The sequence below is a fragment of the Mycobacterium kyogaense genome (assembly GCF_036946525.1).
Classification (GTDB): Bacteria; Actinomycetota; Actinomycetes; order Mycobacteriales; family Mycobacteriaceae; genus Mycobacterium; species Mycobacterium kyogaense_A.
This window is the reverse complement of record NZ_JAQIIY010000034.1, coordinates 1-21,644: the sequence shown is the minus strand read 5'-3', so window position 1 is coordinate 21,644 and position 21,644 is coordinate 1. Positions and strand designations below refer to the sequence as shown.

The following is a 21,644-nucleotide window of genomic DNA, read 5'->3' as shown; positions in this document are numbered from 1 at the left end:
CCGTTCACGCGCTCGCCTCCGGGCGACCCAGCTCGAGCTCGGCACCTCGGTTCACCGTCTCGGGCGGGATCGTGATCACCAGCCTCGAGTCGAGCAGGTCACTGCCCACCCAGACCCGCAGTGTCAGCGGGTCCAGCGCGGGGCCGTCGACCAGTTCCGCCGCGACGTCGAAAACCCAGCTGCCGCGCTGCTCGATCCCCGGCGCCAGCGACCGTCCGAGGGTCTTGGTCAAGAACCGGTCGGTAGGAATGTAGGTATTGGGGCCGACGAGCAGATCGGCGTGCGGCACGTCGGTGGTGCCCTGTGCCTGCAACGTCGTCTCGACGACCACCCATCGGCCGGCTGCCGGTACCGAATTCACTGTCGGCGCAACGCTGACCGATGAGACGGTGGCGGTGACGCCGCGGCCGCGGACCGGCTCACCGGCTTTCCCGTGGATGTCGAACGGTCCGTAGAGATCGGTGGGTGTGGGCAGGTTGTGCCAGACCAGTGCCGCGGCTGCGACCAGGACGACGACGCACACCGCTGACATCACCGACCGCATCCTGGTCGCGGTCATGCCGGTTCCTTCACGGTCAGCTCGGTGACGCCGTAATCGGTGAGGCTGTCGAGCCACTCCTTGCCGCCGTAGGTCACCATCAGCTGCTTGTACTGCTTCTTCCACACCCGCACGCTGATCGTGTCGCCCGGCCGGACCGCGTTCTGCGGTATCACCCACAGGTAGGCCAGCTTTTCCGTCAGCCCGGGTCCGAGGGTCTGGATCGGCGAACCGTCGCGAAAGCGGAACGCTCCGAAGAACTCTTTGCCCTCCACCTCACGCAGATCCAGCTCGTTGCGAAGCCGGCCGGGCACCGTTGCGTCGTTGGTGAGCGTGACGGTCACGCCGAGATAGAGCTTGCCGGGCTGGGCGGGGCCGATCGTGCGCGTGCCGGCGGTGACCTTGGGCAGCAGCGAGGCGCCGTGGACGGTGACGGTGTACTGACCGTCGGAGAAGTCCTCGTCGGCCGCGAACGGGACCGCGCCGGTGTTGACGGTGTCGAGGCCCCCGAACAGTGCGGCGACCGCGAGGACCGCGGCCAGCGCGGCTTTCCACCACTGTCGCAACCGGCGTTGCGCCACCCAGTGCCGGAGTCGGGCGCGCCGGCTGATCACCCGAGGTGGCCGGGCCTGCTGCTCGCCGGGGTCCATGGTGCCGAATGCTAGCGGCGCAGCCGGATCCGCAGTTCGTCGGTCGTAGCCCGCACCGCGCTCAGCTGCCGGGCCACCTGCACCGGCGCGGTGCCGCCCCGCGCGTCGCGCGAGTTCACCGACCCTTCCACGGTGAGGACGTCGCGAACCTCCGGACCGAGGTCAGGATGGATCGAAGCGAGTTCGGCGTCCTCGAGGTCTTCCAGGCCGACGCCGCGGGCTTCGGCGGCGCGCACCGCCGCACCGGCGGCTTCGTGCGCCACCCGGAACGGGACACCGCGCCGCACCAGCCATTCCGCGACGTCGGTGGCCAGCGTGTAGCCCAGCGGAGCGAGGGCGACCATGCGGCCCTCGTCGAATTCGAGCGTCGAGACCAGTCCGGCCATCGCGGGCAGCAGAAGCTCGAGCTGTGCCGCGGAATCGAAGACGGGCTCTTTGTCCTCCTGCAGGTCCCGGTTGTAGGCCAGCGGCTGGGCTTTGAGCGTGGCGAGCAGTCCGGTCACGTTGCCGATCAGCCGACCGGCCTTGCCGCGGGCGAGCTCGGCGATGTCGGGGTTCTTCTTCTGCGGCATGATCGAACTACCCGTCGACCAGGCGTCATGCAGCCGCACGTACCCGAATTCCGTTGTGCTCCACAAGATGATGTCTTCGGCCAACCGAGACAGGTCGACGGCGATCAGACCGAAGACGAACGCCGCCTCGGCCGCGAAATCCCGTGCGGCGGTGGCATCGACGGAGTTGTCAGCGGCGGCGGTGAAGCCCAGTTCCTCGGCGATCGCATCAGGATCTAGACCCAGCGACGACCCCGCCAGCGCACCCGAACCGTAGGGCGACACCGCGGCGCGCTTGTCGGCGTCGACGAGCCGGTCGATGTCCCTCAGCAATGGATGGGCGTGCGCCAGGAGGTGGTGAGCCAGCAGGATCGGCTGCGCGGACTGCAGGTGCGTCTTGCCGGGCATGATCGCGGTGGGGTGCGCGGCGGCCTGCGTGGACAGGGCGGCGACGACGTCGAACACGCCGTCGGCGATCCGGCGGATCGCATCGCGCAGCCACAGCCGGAACAGCGTGGCCACCTGATCGTTGCGCGATCGGCCGGCGCGTAACCGCCCGCCCAGATCGGCACCCACGCGGTCGATAAGGCCACGCTCCAGCGCGCCGTGCACGTCCTCGTCGGTCGCGATCGGACCGAAGCTGCCGTCGGCGACATCGGCGCCCAGACTGTCCAGCCCGGCGAGCAGCCCGTCGCGCTGGTCGTCGGTCAGCAGCCCGGCGCGATGCAGGACCCGCGCGTGCGCCTTCGACGCGACGACGTCGTAGGGCGCGAGCACCCAGTCGAAGTGTGTCGACTTGCTCAGTGCGGCAAGCGCATCCGACGGCCCATCGGCGAACCGGCCGCCCCAGAGCGACCCCTCATTGGTGCTCACGTCAGTGCCCCCGTCCCGCGTCGAGATCGACGTTCTGGTGGATTCCACTCACACTTTCCCGCCCAAATGTCGGTTTGGGCGTCACTTGCCGGCCAGGTCCCGCCGCGCCGACAGGCTCGACGACAACCCGTGCACGTGCACGAAACCCTTCGCCGAGGACTGGTCGAACGTGTCGCCCTCGTCGTAGGTGGCCAGGTTGAAGTCGTACAGCGACTCGGCGCTGCGCCGACCGTTGACCGCGATGTGGCCGCCGTGCAGCACCATTCGGATCTCGCCGGTGACGTGCTGCTGGGTGTGCGCGACGAACGCCTCGAGCGAGGACTTCAGCGGCGAGTACCACAGGCCGTCGTAAACCAGCTCGCCCCACTTGCGGTCGGTGCCGCGCTTGAAGCGGCCCAGTTCGCGTTCCAGCGTGACGTGCTCGAGCTCGGTGTGCGCGGTGATCAGCACCATCGCGCCGGGTGCTTCGTAGATCTCGCGGCTCTTGATGCCGACGAGGCGGTCCTCGACGACGTCCAGCCGGCCCACGCCCTGCGCCCCGGCGCGGGCGTTGAGCTGTTCGATGGCCTGCAGCACCGTCACGGGCTGGCCGTCGATGCTGACCGGCACGCCTTTCTCGAACCCGACGATCACCTCGTCCGGGCTGCTCCAGTTGACCGTCGGATCCTCGGTGTAGTCGTAGACGTCCTTGGTTGGGGCGTTCCAGAGGTGTTCCAGGAAGCCGGTTTCCACCGCTCGACCCCACACGTTCTGGTCGATCGAGAACGGCGACCGCTTGGTCACGTTGATCGGGATGTCGTTCTGCTCGGCGAACGCGATCGCCTTCTCGCGGGTCCACGCGTAGTCGCGCACGGGAGCCAGGACCTGCAGATCGGGCGCCAGCGAGGCGAAGCCCACCTCGAAGCGGACCTGGTCGTTGCCCTTGCCGGTGCAGCCGTGCGCGACGGTGCCGCCGCCGTGCTCACGCGCCGCCTCGACCAGGTGCTTGACGATCAGCGGCCGGCTCAGCGCCGAGACCAGCGGGTAGCGATCCATGTAGAGCGCGTTGGACTGGATCGCCGGCAGGCAGTACTGCTCGGCGAACTCGTCGCGGGCGTCGACCACGACGGCCTCCACCGCGCCGCAGTCCAGGGCCCGCTGGCGCACGACGTTCATGTCCTCGCCGCCCTGCCCGAGATCGATGGCCACCGCGACGACCTCGCGGCCGGTCTCCTTGCCGATCCAGCTGATGGCCACCGAGGTGTCCAGACCGCCGGAATACGCCAGGATGACGCGCTCGGACATATGACTCTCTCCCTTGTTCGTGTCACGCTTTGGCGAGGCTCTCCAGAGCCTCGCCGAGTTCAGCCCCGGTCATCGGCTCACGCGCGATGACGAAGATCGTGTCGTCGCCGGCAATGGTGCCGACGACGTACGGCAGTGCGGCCCGGTCGATCGCACTGGCCAGATAGTGCGCGGCACCGGGGGGTGTGCGCAGCACCGCGAGGTTGGCGCTGGCGTCGGTGGCGACCAGCAGGTCTCCCAGCAGCCGCGACACCCGCTCGGTGCCACCGCTCACCCCGCGCACCGGGCTGCCGTCCTCGGGAACGATGTACTGGCCACCGCCACCGTCGGCGCCTCGCAGCTTGACCGCGCCCAGCTCTTCGAGGTCGCGCGACAGCGTCGCCTGCGTCACCTCGATACCGTCGGCGGACAACAACGCCGCCAACTCCCCCTGGCTACGCACCGGCTGCGCGGACAGCAGCGCGACGATGCGCGCCTGCCGGCCCGCGCGGGTGGAGGCGGTCACGAATTCTCCAGCAGCCACACCAGCAGCGCTTTCTGCGCGTGCAGCCGGTTCTCGGCCTCGTCCCACACCGCGCTGCGCGGCCCGTCGATCACCTCGTCGGTGATCTCGTGTCCCCGGTGAGCCGGAAGACAATGCAGCACAACAGCTTCCGAATCAGCCTGGCCGAGTAATTCCGCGTTCACCTGGAACGGGCGGAACGGCCGGACTCGGTCGAGACCGTCGTTCTCCTGGCCCATCGAAATCCATGTGTCGGTCACCAGCACGTCGGCTCCCGCGGCGGCCGCCCGCGGATCGTCGGTCACCGTCACCGTGGCGCCGGTCTGGTGGGCGCGGGCCTCGGCGGCCGCGACGAACATCGGGTGCGGAGCGAAGCCACGCGGCGCGGCGATCGTCACGTGCACGCCGGCGGTGACGCCGCCCAGCATCAGCGAGTGGGCCATGTTGTTGGCGCCGTCGCCGAAGTAGCTGAGCCGCAAGCCGTTCAGGCCACCCTTCCACTCGGCGAGCGTCTGCAGATCGGCGAGCACCTGGCAGGGGTGGAATTCGTCGGACAGCGCATTGACGATCGGAACGCTGGAACCGGAGGCCATCGCGGTCAGTCGCTCCTGCGCGAAGGTACGCCACACGATCGCGTCGACGTAGCGGGAGAGCACCGCTCCGGTGTCCTCCAGCGTCTCCTCCCGCCCCAGCTGGGTGCTGCGTCCGTCGACGACGACGGCGTGCCCCCCGAGCTGGGCGATGCCCATCTCGAACGAGAACCGCGTTCTGGTGGAGTTCTTCTCGAAGATCACCGCGACACCGCGCGGCCCCTCTAGCGGCCGGCGGCTGAACGGCTCCCGTTTGAGCTCGGCGGCCAACGCCAGCACCTCGGCCTGCTCGGCCGGGCTCAGATCGTCGTCGCGCAGGAAATGCCGGATCACAGCTGGCTCGCCGCGTCGAGGATGGCCGGCAGCGCGGCGACGAACGACTCCGCCTGCTCGTCGGTGAGCACGAGCGGTGGGGCGAGCCGGACGATCTGCGGCGCAGCGGCATTGACGAGGAAGCCGGCGTCGCGGGCCGCGGCCTCGACCGGCTTGGCGACCTCGGCGGTCAACACGATGCCGCGCAGCAGTCCGCGACCGCGGACGTGGTCGACCAGCGGATGTCCGAGTGCCTCGATGCCGTGGCTCAGCGTCTTGCCCAGCACGTCGGCGCGCTCGACGAGGCCCTCGTCGGCGAGCACCTTCAGGACGGCCAGTGCCGCCGCGGTGCACACCGGGTTGCCCCCGAAGGTGCTGCCGTGCAGGCCGGGGGTCAGCAGCTCGGCGGTCGGTCCGATGGCCAGGCACGCCCCGATGGGCAGCCCGCCGCCGAGCCCCTTGGCCAGCGTGACGATGTCGGGGGTGATGCCGTCGTGCTGGTGCGCGTAGAACGCTCCGGTCCGTCCGATCCCCGTCTGCACCTCGTCGAGCACCAGCAGGGCGCCGTGCCGCGCGGTGATCTCCCGCGCGGCGACCAGGTAGCCCGCCGGCGGGACGACGACGCCGCCCTCGCCCATGATCGGTTCGAGGAAGACCGCGGCCGTCTCGTCGTCGACGGCCGCGCGCAACGCCTCGACGTCGCCGTAGGGCACGTGCGTGACGTCACCGGGCAGCGGCTCGAAGGGCGCCTGCTTGGTGGGCTGGCCGGTCAGCGCCAGCGACCCCATGGTCCGGCCGTGGAAAGCGCCCTCGGCGGCAACGAGTTTGGTGCGTCCCGTCAACCGGGTGATCTTGAACGCGACCTCGTTGGCCTCGGTTCCGGAGTTGGCGAAGAACACCCGGGCGGGCGCCCCGAGGTGGCCGACCAGCGCTTCGGCCAGGGCGATCCCCGGCTCGGTGGCGTAGAGGTTCGAGGTGTGACCGAGCGTGCTCATCTGCCGGTGCACAGCCTCGATGACCGCGGGATGGCCGTGGCCCAGCACGTTGACGGCGATGCCGCCGAGCAGATCGACATAGGACTTGCCGTCGACGTCGGTGACGACGGCGCCAGCTCCGCTGGCCAGCGCCACCGGCGGGGTGCCGTAGTTGTGCATCATCACCGCAGACCAGCGGTCGAGAAGCGTATCGGTCATAGCGGCACCACCTTCGTTCCCGCGCCCTCGTCGGTGAACAGTTCGGCCAGCACGCAGTGTTCGACGCGGCCGTCGATGACGTGCGCACTGGGGACACCGCCGTTGATCGCGCGCAGGCATGCCTCGATCTTGGGCACCATGCCCTCCTCCAACGTCGGGAGCAGTTGCGTCAAAGCGGCGGAATCGATTTCGCCGACCAGGGACCCGCGGTCGGGCCAGCTGGTGTAGAGCCCTTCGACGTCGGTGAGCATCAGCAGCTTCTCCGCGCCCAGCGCCTCGGCCAGGGCGGCCGCAGCGGTGTCGGCGTTGATGTTGTGCACGAGCCCCTCGGCGTCCGGCGCGATCGTCGACACGACGGGGATGCGCCCGGCGGCGATGAGATCGCGCACCGCGTCGGTGCTGACCTTCTCGACGTCGCCGACGAGGCCGATGTCGGTGGCCACCCCGTCGACGAGCACACTGCGCCTCACCGCGGTGAACAGGTGCGCGTCCTCGCCGGTGATGCCGACGGCGTAGGGCCCGTGCGCGTTGATCAGGTTGACCAGTTCGCGGCCGACCTGACCGAACAGCACCATGCGGGCGACGTCGAGCACCTCGGGGGTGGTGACGCGGAACCCGCCCTTGAATTCCCCTGCGATACCGAGCTTCTTGAGCATCGCGCTGATCTGGGGGCCGCCTCCGTGGACGACCACCGGATGCACGCCGCAGTTGCGCAGAAAGACCATGTCCTCGGCGAACGCCGCCTTGAGGGTGTCGTCGGTCATCGCGTTCCCGCCGTACTTGACCACGACGATCTTGCCGTGCAGCGCCTTGAGCCAGGGCAGCGCGGCGGCGAGCACCATTGCCTTCTGCGAAGTGGCGATGCTCATGAGCTGTATGCCGAATTCTCTTCGACGTAGGCGTGCGACAGATCAGTGGTGCGGATCGAGGCAGAGGCGGCGCCCACCCCCAGATCCACCGCGACCACGATGTCCTCACCGGTGAGGTCGACCTCGCGCGCGCCGGGCGCCCCCACGCTGTCGACGCAGACCGGAAAGCCGTTGAAGGACACGGTGATCCGGTCGGCGTCCAACGGCACCGGCGCCATACCCACCGCGGCGAGCACCCGACCCCAGTTGGCGTCGGAGCCGAACAGCGCGGTCTTGACCAGGCTGTCGCGGGCGATCACCCGGGCAGCCGTGACGGCGTCGTCCTCGGTCTCCGCCCCGGTGACGGTGACGGTGATCCGCTTGGTCACGCCTTCGGCGTCGGCCTGCAGCTGCGCGCAGAGGTCCTCGCAGACGGCGAGCACCGCGGCGTCGAGGTCGTCCTGACTCGGTGCGATCTCCGATGCCCCCGACGACAGCAGCAGCACCGTGTCGTTGGTGGAGCAACTGCCGTCGACGTCGAGCCGGTCGAACGTGGCCGCGGTCGCGCGGCGCAGCGCACGGTCCAACGCGGCGGCGTCGGCCACCGCATCGGTGGTCAGCACGCAGAGCATGGTGGCGAGCGACGGCGCGAGCATGCCCGCCCCCTTGGCCATACCGCCGACGGTCCACCGGTCCTGGTGGTGCAGCGCAACCTGTTTGGGCACGGTGTCGGTGGTCATGATCGCGCGCGCCGCCTCTTCCCCACCGGTGAGGCCGCCGGCCATCTCGTGCACGATCTCGGTCACGCCGGCGCGCACCTTGTCCATCGGGAGGCGATCACCGATCAGGCCGGTCGAGCACACCGCGACCTCGATCGCTCCTGTCTCGGTGCCCCAGTCCGACAGCGCCGCCGCGACCGCCTCCGCGGTCGCATGCGTGTCCTGGAAACCGGCCGGGCCGGTGCAGGCGTTGGCGCCCCCGGAGTTGAGGATCACCGCGCGCAGCCGACCGGTGGTGAGCACCTGCGTCGACCACAGCACCGGCGCAGCCTTGATCTTGTTGCGGGTGAACACCCCGACCGCGCCGTGATCGGGGCCTTCGTTGAAGACCAGCGCGAGGTCGAGTTTGCCGGATGCCTTGATGCCTGCGGCGATCCCCGTCGCCCGGAACCCAGCGGGCGCCGTCACCCCCTGCGTGCGCAGCAGCCGGGCGCTGTCGGCCAGATCGGTCACGGAGCCACTCCCACAGTCGTCAGTCCATCGGTCTCGGTCCAGCCCAGCGCGAGGTTCATCGACTGCACGGCCGCACCCGCTGTGCCCTTGACCAGGTTGTCGATCGCGGCGATCGCGACGAACGTCTGCGCATCGGTGTCGACGGCGATCGCGAGCTGGGCGGCGTTGCCACCCACCACGGCACCGGTCTGCGGCAGCCGCCCCTCGGGCAGCAGATGCACGAAAGGCTCGGCATCGTAGGCTTTTTCGTAGGCGGCGCGCAGATCCGACACCGACGCCTGGGTGCGTGCGGTGCAGGTTGCCAGGATGCCGCGGGCCGTCGGGATCAGCACCGGGGTGAACGACACCGATACGTCCGCGCCGGCGGCCACTGCAGCCAGGCCCTGGGCGATCTCGGGAGTGTGCCGATGCTTGCCGCCCACGTTGTACGCCCGCGCCGAGCCGATCACCTCGGCGGCCAGCAGGTCGACCTTGGCGGCCCGGCCCGCACCGGAGGTGCCGCTGACCGCCACGACGGTCACGGCCGGCTCGACGAGCCCCGCCGCCACCGCGGGCCAGAGCGCCAGCAGCGCAGCAGTGGGATAGCAGCCGGGGACTGCGATCCGGGTGGCGCCGCGCAGACGGTCACGCGCGCCGGGCAATTCGGGCAGCCCGTAGGGCCAACTACCCGCATGGTCGGAGCCGTAGAAGCGTTCCCATGCGCTGGCGTCGGTGAGCCGGAAGTCCGCGCCGCAGTCGATGATCACCGTGTCGGGGCCCAACTGCTCGGCCAATGCGGCGGAGTGGCCGTGCGGCAGACCGAGGAACACGACGTCGTGACCCGCCAGCACCTCGACCTCGGTCGGCTCGAGGACACGATCGGCGAGCGGCAAGAGGTGGGGGTGGTGGTCAGCGAGTGCGGTCCCGGCGCTCGCCGCAGCGGTGAGCGCTCCGAGGGTGAGTGTGCCCTGCGCGTAGGCGGGGTGCCCGAGCAGCAGCCGCAGGATCTCTCCTCCGGCGTATCCGCTGGCTCCGGCCACGGCGACGGATGTCATGTGATCGATCTTTGCATGCTTATGCAGAAACATGCAAATTCATTATTACTGCTGGTCAGCGCCGCTGCTGCGCGCCGACCGCGGCGGCTGCGGCGGACACTGCCGCATCTCGTGCGGCGCTGGCCTCGTCCTCGGTCAACGTCCGGTCGTCGGCCCGGAAGCGCAGCGCGAGCGCCAGCGATTTGCGGCCCTCGCCGACCTGCGGCCCGGTGTAGACGTCGAAGAGCCGGACGTCTTCGAGGAGGTCGCCCGCACCGTCGCGCACCGCGTCGACGACCTGCTGCGCCGGCACCTCGTCGTCGACGACGAGCGCGACATCCTGGAACACCGCGGGGAACGGTGAGACGCGTGGGGCCGGAAGCAGCTCGGTGATCGGCACCGCGTCGAGGTCCAACTCCACCGCACAGGTGCCCTTGGGCAGACCGGAGCGCTCGATCACTGCGGGGTGCAACTGCCCGGCGTGCCCGACGACGGTGTCGCCGAGACACACCGCGGCGCACCGGCCGGGGTGCCAGGGCAGGTGGTCGACCGCGCGCAGGGTGAACTCGACGCCCGCTGCCCTACCGACGATCCGGACCGCCTCGAAGGCGTCGAACGGTTCGACGGGACGTCCGGGACCCCACGGGCCGGCAGGTTCACGCAGTCCGGTCAGCACCGCGGCGACGTGCTGGGGCTGGCGGGGCAGCGACGCGTCCAGCGTCGCGATCTCCTCGCCGGTGGGGCGCCGGTCGGTGGGGATGCGGTCCACGGCGCGCGTCGCGGTGGTGGGTTCGACGACCTGCGCCAGTGCGAACAGCGCCGCGTCGGCGGCGCCGCGGGAGACGTTGCGGCTCAACGCTTCCAGCAGGCCGGGGAGCAGCGTCGTGGCCAGCGCCGGCCGGTCGGACTCCAGTGGGTTGAGCACCTGGGTGGTGTTGCGGCGCGGGTCGTCGGCCGGCAGCCCCCACTGGTCGAAGATTCCCGCGGGCAGGAACGGCGTCGGCAGGATCTCGACGTAGCCGCCGAGCGCGAGGGCCTTTCCGATCGCCCGGCGCCGCTTCTGCACCGGGGTCAGGCCACGCCCAGCGGGCGCGGCGGGCAGCACCGAGGGGACGACGTCGAGCCCCTCGAGGCGCATCACTTCTTCGACCAGATCCGCGGGCTCCCGCAGGTCGGGGCGCCAGCTGGGCGGTACGGCCGTGAGCTCGTCGCCGTCGACGGTGACCGTCGCGCCGATCTGGGTCAGTCGGTGCTGCGCGGCCCCGGCCGGGTACTCGACCCCGGCCATGCGGTCGGGCAGGTCGACGGGCATGCGGACCGGCGCCGGCGACCAGTCCTGCCGCGGCGGTTCACCCCGCCAGTCGGTGAGCGTCGGTTGCGCTGTGCCACCGGCGATCTCGGCCAGCAGAGCGGCTCCCCTGTCGAGCGCGGCGACGGAGATCGCGGGGTCGACGGTGCGTTCGTAGCGACGACCGGCCTCGCTGTGCAGTCGGAGTCGACGCTGGGTGCGCGACACTGCGGCCGGATCCCAGACCGCGGCTTCGAGCAGGACGTCGGTGGTGCTGTCGCGAACCTCGGTGGTGCCGGCGCCCATGACACCGCCGATGGCAGCCGTGTCGACGTCGTCGACGATCAGCACGTCGGCCGGGTCGAGTCGGCGCTCGACGTCGTCGAGCGTGACGACGGTCTCCCCCGGCTCCGCGAAACGCACCCGGAAGCCGCCGTGGATCAAGCTGTGGTCGTGGGCATGCATGGGTTGCCCGAGCTCGAGCATCACATAGTTGGTCACGTCGACGGCCGGGGAGATCGCGCGAATCCCGCTGAGTAGCAAGCGGCGTCGAAGCCACCACGGAGAGACGGCGCTCGGATCGATGCCGGTCACGGGGCGCAGCGTGAAGCGCTGGACGCCGGCCGTGGGATCGATGACCACCGGCAGCGCCTCACCCTCGCTGGGCAGCGCGGGCACCTCGAGCGCCGGATCGACGTAGTCGAGGTCGTAGGCGTTGGCGATCTCGCGGGCCAGGCCGCGCACCGACAGGCAATAGCCGCGATCGGGGGTGATCGCGAGGTGGAACACCACGTCGTCGAGCCCCAAGACCTCGTGGGCGGAGTCTCCGGGTGCAGCGGTGCCCGGCGGGAGCACCAGGATGCCGGAATGGTCGGCGCCGAGGTTGAGCTCGGCCGACGAGCAGATCATGCCGTCGGAGGTGCGTCCGTAGGTCTTGCGCGTGGCGATCGTGAACTTGCCGGGCAGCACGGTGCCGGGCAGCGCCACCACGACGAGATCGTCGACCGCGAAGTTGGTTGCACCGCAGACGATGTCGCGTGGCTCGCCGTCGAGGTTCTGCGAGCCGACGTCGACCTTGACCGCACGGATCGGCTTCTTGAACTCGGTGAGTTCCTCGATGGCGACGACCCGGCCGATGGCCAACGGTCCGCGCACGGGTCCGACGGGGATGATCTCCTCGACCTCGTGGCCGATCCGGATCAGCGTCTGCTCGAGGTCCTCGGGCGTCACGTCCCAGCCCGGAGCTCCGGCCGCCACGACGTCGCGCAGCCAGCTGTAGGGAAGGCGCATCAGGCGCCCACCCCGAACGGCAGCGAGAAGCGCACGTCACCTTCGACCATGTCACGCATGTCCGGGATGCCATTGCGGAATTGCAGCGTGCGCTCCAATCCCATGCCGAATGCAAAACCCGAGTACTCCTCGGGGTCGATACCGCACGCGCGCAACACATTCGGGTTCACCATGCCGCAACCGCCCCACTCCACCCAGCCGGGCCCACCCTTCTTGTCGGGGAACCAGACGTCGACCTCGGCCGACGGCTCGGTGAACGGGAAGAAGTGCGGCCGCAGCCGGGTCCGCCCCTGCGGCCCGAACTGGGCGCGCGCGAACGCGTCCAGCGTGCCGCGCAGGTTCGCCATGGTCAGTCCTCTGTCGACGGCCAGTCCCTCCACCTGGTGGAAGACCGGTGTGTGGGTGGCGTCGAGTTCGTCGGTGCGGAAGGTGCGGCCGATCGAGACGATGTAGACGGGCAGTTCGCGGTCGAGCAGCGCGCGGATCTGTACCGGGGAGGTGTGGGTGCGCAGCACCTGCCGGGAGCCGTCGGGCGCCACGTGAAAGGTGTCCTGCTCGCTGCGGGCGGGGTGATCGGGCGGGAAGTTCAACGCGTCGAAGTTGAACTGCTCGGTCTCGACCTCGGGGCCTTCGGCCAGCTCCCACCCCATCGCGACGAACGTGTCCGCGACGCGCTCGGCAAGGATCGTGATGGGATGCCGGGCGCCGATCGGTTGCCGCGTGGACGGCAGTGTCACGTCGATGCGCTCGGCCACGAGCACCGCGGCGTCGCGTTCGGCGCGCAGCGCGACCAAGCGCTCGTCGTATGCGCTCTGCGCGGCGGTCCGCGCGACGTTGACCCGCTTGCCCGCGTCGGCCCGCTCGGTCTTGGGCAGGCTGCCCAGCGCCTGGCGGGCCAGCGCGATCGCAGACCGGTCCCCGAGGTGTTCGGTTTTCGCGCGCGCGAGGTCGTCGAGGGTCGCCGCCTCGGCGAAGGCGCGCCCGGCTGCGCTGACCGCATCGGTCAACGCGTCGTCGGTGAGTTTCCCTGGCTGATCAGCCACCCGGCGATCATAGGCGATGGCGCGTTACCCTCACGCCGTGGTGATGCGGCCGCTGGTGATCGCAGGAATCTGGCTGCTCGCGGCGGGCGCGGCGGCGCTGGCCGTGCTCTCGCATGCGGGGTGGGGCGTTACCGCGGCCGTGCTGCTGGCGCTCGCGCTCCTCGGTTCGTGGGACCTGATCCAGCGCAGGCACACGATCCTTCGCCTGTATCCGATCATCGGCCACGTGCGGTTCCTGATGGAGATGATCCGTCCGGAGGTCCGGCAGTACTTCATCGAGTCGAACATCGAGGCGACACCGTTCGACCGCGAGACCCGGGACCTGGTGTACGAGCGGGCGAAGGGCACCAAGGGCGACGAACCGTTCGGCACCGAACGCGATGTCACCGCGCTCGGCTACGAGTTCCTGCGCCACTCGCTGCGCGCGCGGTTCGCCGACGAGCTCGACCCGCGGGTCCGCCTCGGCGGCCCGGATTGCACGCAGCCCTACGACATCGCGCTGCTCAACGTGTCGGCCATGAGTTTCGGAGCGCTGTCGGCCAACGCCATCACGGCGCTGAACACCGGCGCCGCTCGCGGTGGATTCGCCCATGACACCGGTGAGGGTGGCATCAGCCCCTATCACCTCGCCGGCGGCGGAGATCTGATCTGGGAGATCGGGTCGGGCTACTTCGGATGCAGAGACACCGAGGGGCGCTTCGACGCCGCCCAGTTCACCGAGAAGGCGGCACTTCCCGCGGTGAAGGCGATCTCGATCAAGCTGTCCCAGGGCGCCAAGCCCGGGCTGGGCGGCGTGCTGCCGGGTGCCAAGGTGAGTCCCGAGATCGCCGAGACCCGCGGGGTTCCGGTGGGGCGCACCGTCGTCTCGCCACCGGCGCACACCGCGTTCGGCACGCCGGTGGAGTTCGCGCACTTCATCGCGGCGCTGCGGCGCGCCTCCGGGGGCAAGCCCGTCGGCTTCAAGCTGTGCGTCGGAGCCCGCACCGAGTTCCTGTCGCTGTGCAAGGGCTTTCTGGCCACCGGGATCACCCCCGATTTCGTGATCGTCGACGGCGCCGAGGGCGGAACCGGTGCGGCCCCACAGGAGTTCGAGGACCACGTCGGGATGCCGCTGACCGAGGGGCTGATGCTCGTGCACAACTGCCTCGTCGGCACCGGGTTGCGCGATCGGATCGCGGTCGGTGCGTCAGGCAAGGTCGCCAGTGGGGTCGACATCGTCAGCCGCGTCTGTCAGGGCGCCGACTTCACGATGGCCGCCCGCGCGATGATGTTCGCCGTCGGCTGCATCCAGGCGCTGAAGTGCCACACCAATCGCTGCCCGACGGGCGTGGCCACTCAGGATCCCGCCCGCAGCCGTGCTCTCGATGTCACCGACAAGACCGCCCGGGTGGTCAACTTCCAGCGCGCCACGGTCCAGAGTGCTGCACAAATCGTTGCCTCCATGGGGCTCAACGGTTTTCACGAGCTGTCGCCGGCCATGCTGAACCGGCGTATCGAAGGTCAGCGCACCGGCACCTACGCCGAGATCTACGAGTGGCTGGCTTCCGGCGAGCTGCTCGAGGACCCGCCGCAGTCGTGGCGCTCGGACTGGGTGACAGCATCTGCCGACGAGTTCGTCTGACGCAGCGGTTCAGAGCGCCGTAGGCGCTCGACACCGGCGGCCGCGAGTGCCCCCGCGGTGCCCCAGGCGGCGCCCTCGACGACCCCGACGAGACCGTCGGCGAGCATCAGGAACGCGAATGCGGCTCCGACGCACAGCAGGGCTGCCGTCGGCACGGACCAGCGCGCGCGTGCGTGCAGTCGCGTCGAGACGAGCATGCCGAGGGCCAGCGCCACCGCATGCCCGATGTCGGTGAACCCACCGCCACCGGTCACCACCACAACCGCCGCGGCGCACCAGAATCCGATCCAGGCCGCGCGCCATCGGGTGGGAAGGGCCGCGGTGAGCACCCCGACCACGGCCATCGCCCCGTAGCTCATGCCGACGTCGGAGGCCCGGGCGATCGAGGCCGACAGCCAGTCGAGCTTGACGGCGGCCACCAGTCCGACAGCCACCAGCAGCGTCGCCCCGACGTGGCCCGTCGCGAAAGTGAGAGCGGTCCGGCCGCCGCCGAGGGTCAACTCCGCCACCAGAAGCAGGCAGACCAGGCCCGGCAGCCACAGGTAGATCGGGCCGGCGTCGACGACGAAAGCGCTGCTGATCAACGTCCCGAACCGGCCTCGGCTCAGGTTGTGCAGGTTGGTGCTGGCGTGGCGGATCAACGCCTCGTGCATCGCCGGATCCATGCGCACCATGGCGGTGGTGACAGCCGACACCACGACGGCGTAGCTCAGCGTGAACCGCGCCCGGCGGAGGCCGACCAGGAATCCGGACTGCACCACATCCACTATGCGCCGGACGCGGCGCCGTCCTCGTCCTCGTTTCCTGCGAACTGCCTGCGAGTTCTCAGCCGGTACATCACGAAGTCGTCCGGCACGCCGTCCTGTTTGCCCGTGAAGACGGGCTTGCGGAGCCGTTTTGCGGACACGCCCAGACGGTCGAGCTCCTCGTCCGGGATGCGCTCCAGCGTGGCGGCCGACACCACCAGTTCACCGCGGGTTGCGCGTTCCATCACCCGGGCCGCCAGGTTCACGTCGATGCCCAGCCAGTCGGCGCCGATCCGCTGTGGGCGGCCGGTGTGGACGCCCACCCGCATGCGGGGCGTGTAACCGTCGAGCTCGACGGTCCTGATGGCCTCTCTGGCCTCCAGCACCGCAGTCAGCGCGGTGGAGGGATCGGCGAAGACCGCCATGAGCCCGTCGCCCATGCGTTTGACGATGTGTCCGCCGGCCTGCAGCAGCGGCGGTTCCACCACCTGGGCGACGCGGCGCAGCAACCGCAGCGTGGCGTCGTCGCCGGCGCGCAGTGACCAGGCGGAGAACGCGACGAGATCGGTGAAGACGAGCGTCACCTCGTCGTTGGCCGGCCGGCCCGACACCCGCTCGGTGAGCGCTTGCCACACCTGCAGCGCGCCCAGGCTCACCTCGCGGGTCAGCGCCTCGCGTTCCAGCAGACGGTCAGCCGCTCGAGCGGCCGCGCGCGGACCGCCCACGCCCGCGACCGACAGCGGATCGCCGAACTCGGGGTCTCCGGGCAATGCCCGGCGGGCGCGGCGGAGAAAAGCCACGGCTCCCGCATGGTGGTTCACAGTGCGTAGCCACGTCAGCGGCCCCGACGCCTCACTGTCCTCCACAGCGGTCAGCGTAATCGAGCCGGTCGACGCCACTGAACGACCAGGTCACACGCGTGCGACCGTGCGATGGCGGGCCGATAACGGGGACGGACCACCCGTAGACAACGGCCGTTGTCAGTCGTTAGCGTGAGGTGATGCGATCACCGGCGACGGCCCCGCGCACCTCGGCATCGGACCCGCTGGGCCCGGACTCGCTGACGTGGAAGTACTTCGGCGACGTCCGCACGGGGATGCTCGGCGTGTGGATCGGCGCGATCCAGAACATGTATCCCGCCCTCGGGGCGGGCGTGGAGGATCATTCGATCCTGCTGAGAGAGCCGCTACAGCGGGTCGCCCGCTCGGTCTACCCGATCATGGGCGTCGTCTACGACGGTGAACGCGCCGCCCAGACCGGCGCGCAGATCAAGGGCTACCACGCCACCATCAAGGGGGTCGACGCGTCGGGCCGCCGCTACCACGCGCTGGACCCCGACACGTTCTACTGGGCGCACGCCACGTTCTTCATGCTGATCATCAAGACGGCCGAGTACTTCTGCGGCGGCCTGACCGACACCGAGAAGCGGCAACTGTTCGACGAACACGTCCAGTGGTATCGCATGTACGGCATGAGCATGCGGCCGGTCCCCGGCTCGTGGGAGGAGTTCTGCGAGTACTGGGACCGGACGTGTCGCGAGGATCTCGAGATCAACCGCGCCACTCGCGACATCTTCTCGATCCGCATCCCCAAGCCCCGCTTCGTCCTGATGCCGACGCCGCTGTGGGACCAGATGTTCAAACCGATGGTCGGCGCGCAACGCTGGATCGCGGCGGGGCTCTTCGACCCCGCGGTGCGGGAGAAGGCCGGCATGCGCTGGACGCCCGGCGACGAAGTCCTGCTGCGGCTGTTCGGCAAGCTGGTCGAGCTGGCGTTCGTCGCGGTACCCGACGAGATCCGGTTGCACCCGCGCGCGGTGGCCGCCTACCGGCGCGCCGACGGTACGACCCCACCGGACTCCCCGCTGGTGGAGGCGCCCTCGTTCATGGGTCCGCCGCGGGAACGCCGCGGCCTCCCCATGCACTACGTTCCCCACGGCAAGACACTTCTGGACCGCGCCGGTTCGCTGGTGCACACCACCTTCGCGCTGGCCGCGCTGCGTCCGGGACGTCCGCGGAGCCGCACGGCAGCCTGACCGACCTGACACACTGGGGGCTCCGACCATCGAAGGAGCGCGGGCGTGGAATTCACCGACAGCACGGCGTTGATCACCGGAGCGAGCGGCGGCATCGGCGAGGAGTTCGCGGTCCAGCTCGCGGCGCGCGGCGCCGACCTGATCCTGGTGGCGCGCCGCGCCGACCGGCTCGAGCAGCTAAGTCAGCGGCTGACGGAACGTCACCCCGGCATCGTCGTCGACATCGTCACCGCCGACCTCGCCCGCCCTGGGTCCGGCGCCGAGCTGGCGGCGCGCGTCGGTGAGCTCGATCGCCGCGTAGACGTCCTGATCAACAACGCCGGCATCGGCCTGCACGGCGCGTTCCACACCCAGGAACCCGACGCCAATGCCGGTGCAGTGCAACTCAATTGCGGCACCCTGGTCGATCTGACCGCGCGGTTCCTGCCCGCCATGGCAGAGCGGCGCCACGGCGTAGTGATCAATGTGGCCTCCACCGCGGCGTTCCAGCCCACCCCCGGCATGGCTGTCTACGGTGCCACGAAGGCGTTCGTGCTGTCGTTCACCGAGGCCCTGTGGCAGGAGAATCGCAAGACCGGAGTGCGGGTCCTCGCGCTCTGCCCGGGCGCGACAGAGACCGAGTTCTTCGACCGCACCGGCGAGACCTTCATGACCGACGGGCGCCAGAGCGCCACCGAGGTCGTCGACACCGCGCTTGCCGCGCTCGACAAATCGACGCCGACCGTCGTGTCCGGCCTCAAGAACGCCATCCTCGCCTCGGGGTACCGGGTGGCACCGCGAAAGCTCCTGCTCGCGGTGTCGGAGCGCATGCTCAAAGCCGAGTAGCCTCGCGGCGGCTGCGGGCCGATGCGTAGAGGCAGATGGCGGCTGCCGAGGCGACGTTGAGGCTCTCCGCCTCCCCCAGCATCGGGATGCGCACCCGCGCGGTCGCGAGCGCGGTCACGTCGTCGGGCAGGCCGTGCGCTTCCGGGCCGAACAGCCACGCGGTGGGCGTCGAGGCATCGACGTCGTCGACGCTCACGTCGCCGTCGAGGACGGTGGCCAGGATCTGCACACCGGCCGCCGTCAACCGCGAGACCACCTGGGACGCATCGGGTTCGGAGAGAACCGGAATCGAGAAGATGCTGCCCGCCGAGGCGCGCAGGCATTTGCCGTTGTAGGGGTCGACGCTCTCGCCGGCGAGCACGACGGCATCGGCGCCCATCGCGTCGGCCACCCGGATCAGGGTGCCGGCGTTACCGGGCTCGGAGATGCCGACCGGAACAGCCAGCATCGTCGGCCGCGAGGCCAGCACGTCGTCGAGGTCGACGGTCGGTTGCTCGCACACCGCGACGAGCCCCACCGGAGTCACGGTGTCGGACAACGCCTTGGCGGCTTTTTCGGTGACCAGCTGGACGGTTGTCCCGGTCAGCAGATCGGCGAATCGCTGCGCGGCGGCTTCGGTGGCGAACAGCTCGGAAACGAGTCCGCGCCGCAGCGCTGCCTCCACGAGGTTGGGTCCCTCGGCGAGAAAGCGTGCGGCGCGGCGGCGCCCGGTGTGGCGGTGCAGCTTGGCTGCCGCCACCACCCGGGCAGATCGATCCGTGAGTTCTGACAGAGTCAGGCAGCCTCACCCGACGGCGCGTTGACGTCTTCGGGCAGTGCGGCCTTGGCGGCCTCGACCAGCGCGGTGAACGCCGCCGGGTCGCTAACGGCGATCTCGGCGAGATTCTTTCGGTCCACCTCGATGCCGGCGGCCTTGAGGCCCTGGATCAGCCGGTTGTAGGTGATGTCGTTGGCCCGTGCGGCGGCGTTGATGCGCGAGATCCACAGCTTGCGGAATTCGCCCTTGCGAGCACGCCGGTCACGGTAGGCATAGGTCAACGAATGCAGCTGCTGCTCTTTGGCCTTGCGGTACAGGCGCGACCGCTGACCGCGGTAGCCCTTGGAGGCCTTGAGTACTGTGCGCCGCTTCTTCTGCGCGTTGACTGCGCGCTTCACGCGTGCCATGGGTGTTTCCTATCTGGGTTGGTTAAGGGAGAGGGCGCGAGCGCCCGAAAGAATCAGCCGTTGAGCATCTTCGCGACACGCTTGGTGTCGTTGGCAGCCACCGCGGTGCGGCCGTCGAGCCTGCGGGTGCGCTTGCTCGCCTTGTGCTCGAGCAGGTGGCGACGGCCGGCCTTCTGGCGGACGATCTTGCCGGTCCCGGTCTTGCGGAACCGCTTCGAAGCGCCGCTGTGGGTCTTCGCCTTGGGCATGTTTCCTCAGTTCTTCTGTGATGTGTCGGGCTGGTTTTCGGCGGGCTGCGCGGGGGTGCGCTGCTGCGCCGGTGCGTCCGCATCGTGGGCTGCCTTGGCACGAGTCTTCGCGCCGCGGTGCGGCGCCAGCACCATCGTCATGTTGCGGCCGTCCTGCTTCGCCGACGTCTCGACGAAGCCGTAATCGGCCACATCGGCGCCCAGACGCTGCAGGAGGCGGAAACCCAGTTCGGGCCGCGACTGCTCGCGGCCGCGGAACATGATCGTCACCTTGACCTTCGACCCGGCTTCCAGGAAGCGGATGACGTGACCCTTCTTGGTCTCGTAGTCATGCGGATCGATCTTGGGACGGAGCTTCTGTTCCTTGACGACGGTCTGCTGCTGGTTCTTGCGAGACTCGCGAGCCTTCTGCGCCGTCTCGTACTTGAACTTCCCGTAGTCCATGATCTTGCACACGGGCGGCTTGGCGTCCGGCGCTACTTCAACGAGGTCGAGATCGGCGTCGGCGGCGACGCGGAGTGCATCTTCGATGCGCACGATGCCTACCTGTTCACCGCCCGGTCCGATCAGACGGACTTCAGGTACGCGGATGCGCTCGTTGACGCGGGTCTCAGTGCTGATGGGGCCTCCCGGGGTAGATCCTGTTGTCATCACAGAGTCCCCACCCCGGCGGCAGACGTCCCCCATAGGAACGAACAAGCCCTGCTCATAGCAGGGCCCAATGCCGACCAGGCCAGACGTCGGTGACGTCGTCACCGATATCCGGACCGGACCGCGCTACCTGTGATCTATCGTCGGCAGGCGGTGGGAGTTGGGACTCCACTTGCTGTCCCTGGCGTCAGCCGGGACGGTCGCGCATGCCAGTCTAGCAGCCATGACCGATAGCTCTGCACATCCCGAATCGGACGCCGGCCCGCCCGCGCGGGAGCTGGCCGACGTGCCCGCGGTCGAGGTGATCACCCGCGCCGCGGTGATGCTGATGAGCGCCGCTGCCGAGAAGCTCGGTCTGTCGGCAGACGACCCCGACGACAGCCCGCACCGTGACCTCGACGAGGCGCGACGCCTGATCACGGCCCTGGCGGGGCTGGTGACGGCGTCGGCGGAGTACCTCGGTCCGCACGCCGGACCGGTCCGCGACGGGCTGAAGAGTCTGCAGCTGGCGTTCCGCGAGGGCAGCGCCGCACCCGAGGAACCCGGCAAAGGCCCCGGCGAGAAGTACACCGGTCCCGTCTGGTGACATCGGCGCGCGGCCAACATGCAGCCGCGACGCAGCGTGAGCGCCTATCCTCGCGCCCTATGACCACCACTGGCGTTGCCAGGACCCGTCCCGCACCCAGCTTCGGCTGGGTGCCTGCCGCTGCCGGCTGGATCGTCGGCGTCATCGCGACGCTGTCGCTGCTGGCCAGCATCTCGCCGCTGATCCGCCTGGCCATCAAGGTGCCGCGCGAGTTCGTCGACGACTACATCTTCAACTTCCCGGACACCAGCTTCGCCTGGGCGTTCGTGCTCATACTGCTGGCCGCGGCCCTGGCCGCCCGCAAACGCATCGCGCTGTGGATTCTGACCGGCTACATGGTCGCCGCCGCCCTGTGGAACCTGATCGCGCTGATCGACGGCGGCGAACGCTGGTTCGAGAAGGTCGGCGAGATCATCGGTCTGGGCTTCCACATCGTCGCCGTCGTGTGCCTTGTGCTGGCGCGCCGCCAGTTCTGGGCCCGCGTGCGCCGAGGCGCCCTGCTCAAGGCGGCGCTCGTGCTGCTCGCCGGCATGACGGTGGGCACTCTGGTCGGCTGGGCCC

General features: G+C 69.7%; 22 protein-coding genes and 1 pseudogene. 5 read left to right on the top strand and 18 right to left on the bottom strand.

Annotated elements, in window-relative coordinates:
- Window positions 1–4: 4 nt before the first annotated feature.
- From PGN37_RS24385 to pheS, 12 genes are all read right to left on the bottom strand, one after another.
- Window positions 5–559: a hypothetical protein gene (locus tag PGN37_RS24385; protein WP_335333556.1), complete on the bottom strand. Its 555-nt coding sequence runs from the start codon at window positions 557–559 to the stop codon at window positions 5–7.
- Window positions 556–1,188: a hypothetical protein gene (locus PGN37_RS24380; protein WP_335333555.1), complete on the bottom strand. Its 633-nt coding sequence runs from the start codon at window positions 1,186–1,188 to the stop codon at window positions 556–558. The genes PGN37_RS24385 and PGN37_RS24380 overlap by 4 nt, the downstream gene beginning before the upstream one ends.
- Before the next feature lie 11 nt (window positions 1,189–1,199).
- Window positions 1,200–2,612 (bottom strand): argininosuccinate lyase, encoded by a 1,413-nt coding sequence (gene argH, locus PGN37_RS24375; RefSeq protein ID WP_335333554.1) that lies wholly within the window; start codon window positions 2,610–2,612, stop codon window positions 1,200–1,202.
- Window positions 2,613–2,693: 81 nt separating this feature from the next.
- Entirely contained in the window at window positions 2,694–3,896 is a 1,203-nt protein-coding gene (locus tag PGN37_RS24370) for an argininosuccinate synthase (RefSeq protein WP_335333553.1), read from the bottom strand.
- A gap of 22 nt (window positions 3,897–3,918) precedes the next feature.
- Window positions 3,919–4,467 (bottom strand): arginine repressor, encoded by a 549-nt coding sequence (locus PGN37_RS24365; RefSeq protein WP_335333552.1) that lies wholly within the window; start codon window positions 4,465–4,467, stop codon window positions 3,919–3,921.
- On the bottom strand, window positions 4,398–5,321 hold the full coding sequence (gene argF / locus PGN37_RS24360) for an ornithine carbamoyltransferase (protein WP_335333551.1): 924 nt from the start codon (window positions 5,319–5,321) through the stop codon (window positions 4,398–4,400). The genes PGN37_RS24365 and argF overlap by 70 nt, the downstream gene beginning before the upstream one ends.
- Window positions 5,318–6,493 carry an acetylornithine transaminase gene (locus PGN37_RS24355; RefSeq protein WP_335333550.1) on the bottom strand — a complete coding sequence of 392 codons (1,176 nt, stop codon included), beginning with the start codon at window positions 6,491–6,493 and terminating at the stop codon, window positions 5,318–5,320. The genes argF and PGN37_RS24355 overlap by 4 nt, the downstream gene beginning before the upstream one ends.
- Window positions 6,490–7,362, bottom strand: a complete 873-nt coding sequence (argB, locus tag PGN37_RS24350; protein ID WP_335333549.1) for an acetylglutamate kinase — start codon at window positions 7,360–7,362, stop codon at window positions 6,490–6,492. The genes PGN37_RS24355 and argB overlap by 4 nt, the downstream gene beginning before the upstream one ends.
- Complete coding sequence (argJ, locus tag PGN37_RS24345) at window positions 7,359–8,573, bottom strand: bifunctional glutamate N-acetyltransferase/amino-acid acetyltransferase ArgJ (RefSeq protein WP_335333548.1); 1,215 nt, start codon at window positions 8,571–8,573, stop codon at window positions 7,359–7,361. The genes argB and argJ overlap by 4 nt, the downstream gene beginning before the upstream one ends.
- Window positions 8,570–9,607 (bottom strand): N-acetyl-gamma-glutamyl-phosphate reductase, encoded by a 1,038-nt coding sequence (gene argC / locus PGN37_RS24340; RefSeq protein WP_442933011.1) that lies wholly within the window; start codon window positions 9,605–9,607, stop codon window positions 8,570–8,572. The genes argJ and argC overlap by 4 nt, the downstream gene beginning before the upstream one ends.
- Before the next feature lie 55 nt (window positions 9,608–9,662).
- Complete coding sequence (gene pheT / locus PGN37_RS24335) at window positions 9,663–12,164, bottom strand: phenylalanine--tRNA ligase subunit beta (protein ID WP_335333546.1); 2,502 nt, start codon at window positions 12,162–12,164, stop codon at window positions 9,663–9,665.
- Window positions 12,164–13,207 (bottom strand): phenylalanine--tRNA ligase subunit alpha, encoded by a 1,044-nt coding sequence (gene pheS / locus PGN37_RS24330; protein ID WP_335333545.1) that lies wholly within the window; start codon window positions 13,205–13,207, stop codon window positions 12,164–12,166. The genes pheT and pheS overlap by 1 nt, the downstream gene beginning before the upstream one ends.
- Window positions 13,208–13,250: 43 nt before the next feature.
- Here pheS and PGN37_RS24325 point away from each other — a divergent pair, with 43 nt between their 5' ends.
- Window positions 13,251–14,828 carry an FMN-binding glutamate synthase family protein gene (locus PGN37_RS24325; protein WP_442933013.1) on the top strand — a complete coding sequence of 526 codons (1,578 nt, stop codon included), beginning with the start codon at window positions 13,251–13,253 and terminating at the stop codon, window positions 14,826–14,828.
- Here PGN37_RS24325 and PGN37_RS24320 read toward each other — a convergent pair.
- Together PGN37_RS24320 and PGN37_RS24315 are read right to left on the bottom strand one after the other, a co-directional pair.
- Window positions 14,735–15,586 carry a rhomboid-like protein gene (locus PGN37_RS24320; protein ID WP_335333544.1) on the bottom strand — a complete coding sequence of 284 codons (852 nt, stop codon included), beginning with the start codon at window positions 15,584–15,586 and terminating at the stop codon, window positions 14,735–14,737. The two genes, PGN37_RS24325 and PGN37_RS24320, sit on opposite strands and share 94 nt — an antisense overlap.
- 8 nt (window positions 15,587–15,594) lie before the next feature.
- On the bottom strand, window positions 15,595–16,440 hold the full coding sequence (locus PGN37_RS24315; RefSeq protein WP_442933010.1) for an adenylate/guanylate cyclase domain-containing protein: 846 nt from the start codon (window positions 16,438–16,440) through the stop codon (window positions 15,595–15,597).
- A 134-nt stretch (window positions 16,441–16,574) separates the two neighbouring features.
- Between PGN37_RS24315 and PGN37_RS24310 the strand changes: the two genes are divergently transcribed.
- On the top strand, window positions 16,575–17,609 hold the full coding sequence (locus PGN37_RS24310) for an oxygenase MpaB family protein (RefSeq protein WP_335333543.1): 1,035 nt from the start codon (window positions 16,575–16,577) through the stop codon (window positions 17,607–17,609).
- 45 nt (window positions 17,610–17,654) lie between these two features.
- Window positions 17,655–18,434, top strand: a complete 780-nt coding sequence (locus PGN37_RS24305) for an SDR family NAD(P)-dependent oxidoreductase (protein WP_335333542.1) — start codon at window positions 17,655–17,657, stop codon at window positions 18,432–18,434.
- On the opposite strand, the gene PGN37_RS24300 is transcribed toward PGN37_RS24305, so the two are convergent.
- The 4 genes from PGN37_RS24300 to infC are packed head-to-tail and all read right to left on the bottom strand — an operon-like array spanning window position 18,421 to window position 20,467.
- Window positions 18,421–19,176: a TrmH family RNA methyltransferase gene (locus PGN37_RS24300; RefSeq protein WP_335333541.1), complete on the bottom strand. Its 756-nt coding sequence runs from the start codon at window positions 19,174–19,176 to the stop codon at window positions 18,421–18,423. The two genes, PGN37_RS24305 and PGN37_RS24300, sit on opposite strands and share 14 nt — an antisense overlap.
- Before the next feature lie 32 nt (window positions 19,177–19,208).
- On the bottom strand, window positions 19,209–19,598 hold the full coding sequence (rplT, locus tag PGN37_RS24295; protein WP_335333540.1) for a 50S ribosomal protein L20: 390 nt from the start codon (window positions 19,596–19,598) through the stop codon (window positions 19,209–19,211).
- A gap of 53 nt (window positions 19,599–19,651) precedes the next feature.
- A complete protein-coding gene (rpmI, locus tag PGN37_RS24290; RefSeq protein ID WP_046366216.1) occupies window positions 19,652–19,846 on the bottom strand; it encodes a 50S ribosomal protein L35 in 195 nt (64 codons plus the stop codon).
- Window positions 19,847–19,852: 6 nt separating this feature from the next.
- Window positions 19,853–20,467 (bottom strand): translation initiation factor IF-3, encoded by a 615-nt coding sequence (infC, locus tag PGN37_RS24285; RefSeq protein ID WP_335333579.1) that lies wholly within the window; start codon window positions 20,465–20,467, stop codon window positions 19,853–19,855.
- 253 nt (window positions 20,468–20,720) lie between these two features.
- Between infC and PGN37_RS24280 the strand changes: the two genes are divergently transcribed.
- Both PGN37_RS24280 and lysS read left to right on the top strand, forming a co-directional pair.
- The gene (locus tag PGN37_RS24280) at window positions 20,721–21,083 is read left to right on the top strand and encodes a DUF1844 domain-containing protein (RefSeq protein ID WP_335333539.1); all 363 of its coding nucleotides are present in this window, start codon (window positions 20,721–20,723) and stop codon (window positions 21,081–21,083) included.
- A gap of 59 nt (window positions 21,084–21,142) precedes the next feature.
- A pseudogene (lysS, locus tag PGN37_RS24275) lies at window positions 21,143–21,644 on the top strand (bifunctional lysylphosphatidylglycerol synthetase/lysine--tRNA ligase LysX); the annotation flags it as partial.

Excerpts from the sequence above, each read along its gene's own strand:
- rplT (WP_335333540.1), bottom strand. The coding sequence starts at position 19,598 with ATGGCACGCGTGAAGCGCGCAGTCAACGCGCAGAAGAAGCGGCGCACA.
- rpmI (WP_046366216.1), bottom strand. The coding sequence starts at position 19,846 with ATGCCCAAGGCGAAGACCCACAGCGGCGCTTCGAAGCGGTTCCGCAAG.
- PGN37_RS24370 (WP_335333553.1), bottom strand. The coding sequence starts at position 3,896 with ATGTCCGAGCGCGTCATCCTGGCGTATTCCGGCGGTCTGGACACCTCG.
- argC (WP_442933011.1), bottom strand. The coding sequence starts at position 9,607 with ATGACATCCGTCGCCGTGGCCGGAGCCAGCGGATACGCCGGAGGAGAG.
- pheT (WP_335333546.1), bottom strand. The coding sequence starts at position 12,164 with ATGCGCCTTCCCTACAGCTGGCTGCGCGACGTCGTGGCGGCCGGAGCT.
- PGN37_RS24325 (WP_442933013.1), top strand. The coding sequence starts at position 13,251 with ATGCGGCCGCTGGTGATCGCAGGAATCTGGCTGCTCGCGGCGGGCGCG.
- PGN37_RS24280 (WP_335333539.1), top strand. The coding sequence starts at position 20,721 with ATGACCGATAGCTCTGCACATCCCGAATCGGACGCCGGCCCGCCCGCG.
- PGN37_RS24380 (WP_335333555.1), bottom strand. The coding sequence starts at position 1,188 with ATGGACCCCGGCGAGCAGCAGGCCCGGCCACCTCGGGTGATCAGCCGG.
- PGN37_RS24355 (WP_335333550.1), bottom strand. The coding sequence starts at position 6,493 with ATGACCGATACGCTTCTCGACCGCTGGTCTGCGGTGATGATGCACAAC.
- PGN37_RS24310 (WP_335333543.1), top strand. The coding sequence starts at position 16,575 with ATGCGATCACCGGCGACGGCCCCGCGCACCTCGGCATCGGACCCGCTG.
- argB (WP_335333549.1), bottom strand. The coding sequence starts at position 7,362 with ATGAGCATCGCCACTTCGCAGAAGGCAATGGTGCTCGCCGCCGCGCTG.
- PGN37_RS24385 (WP_335333556.1), bottom strand. The coding sequence starts at position 559 with ATGACCGCGACCAGGATGCGGTCGGTGATGTCAGCGGTGTGCGTCGTC.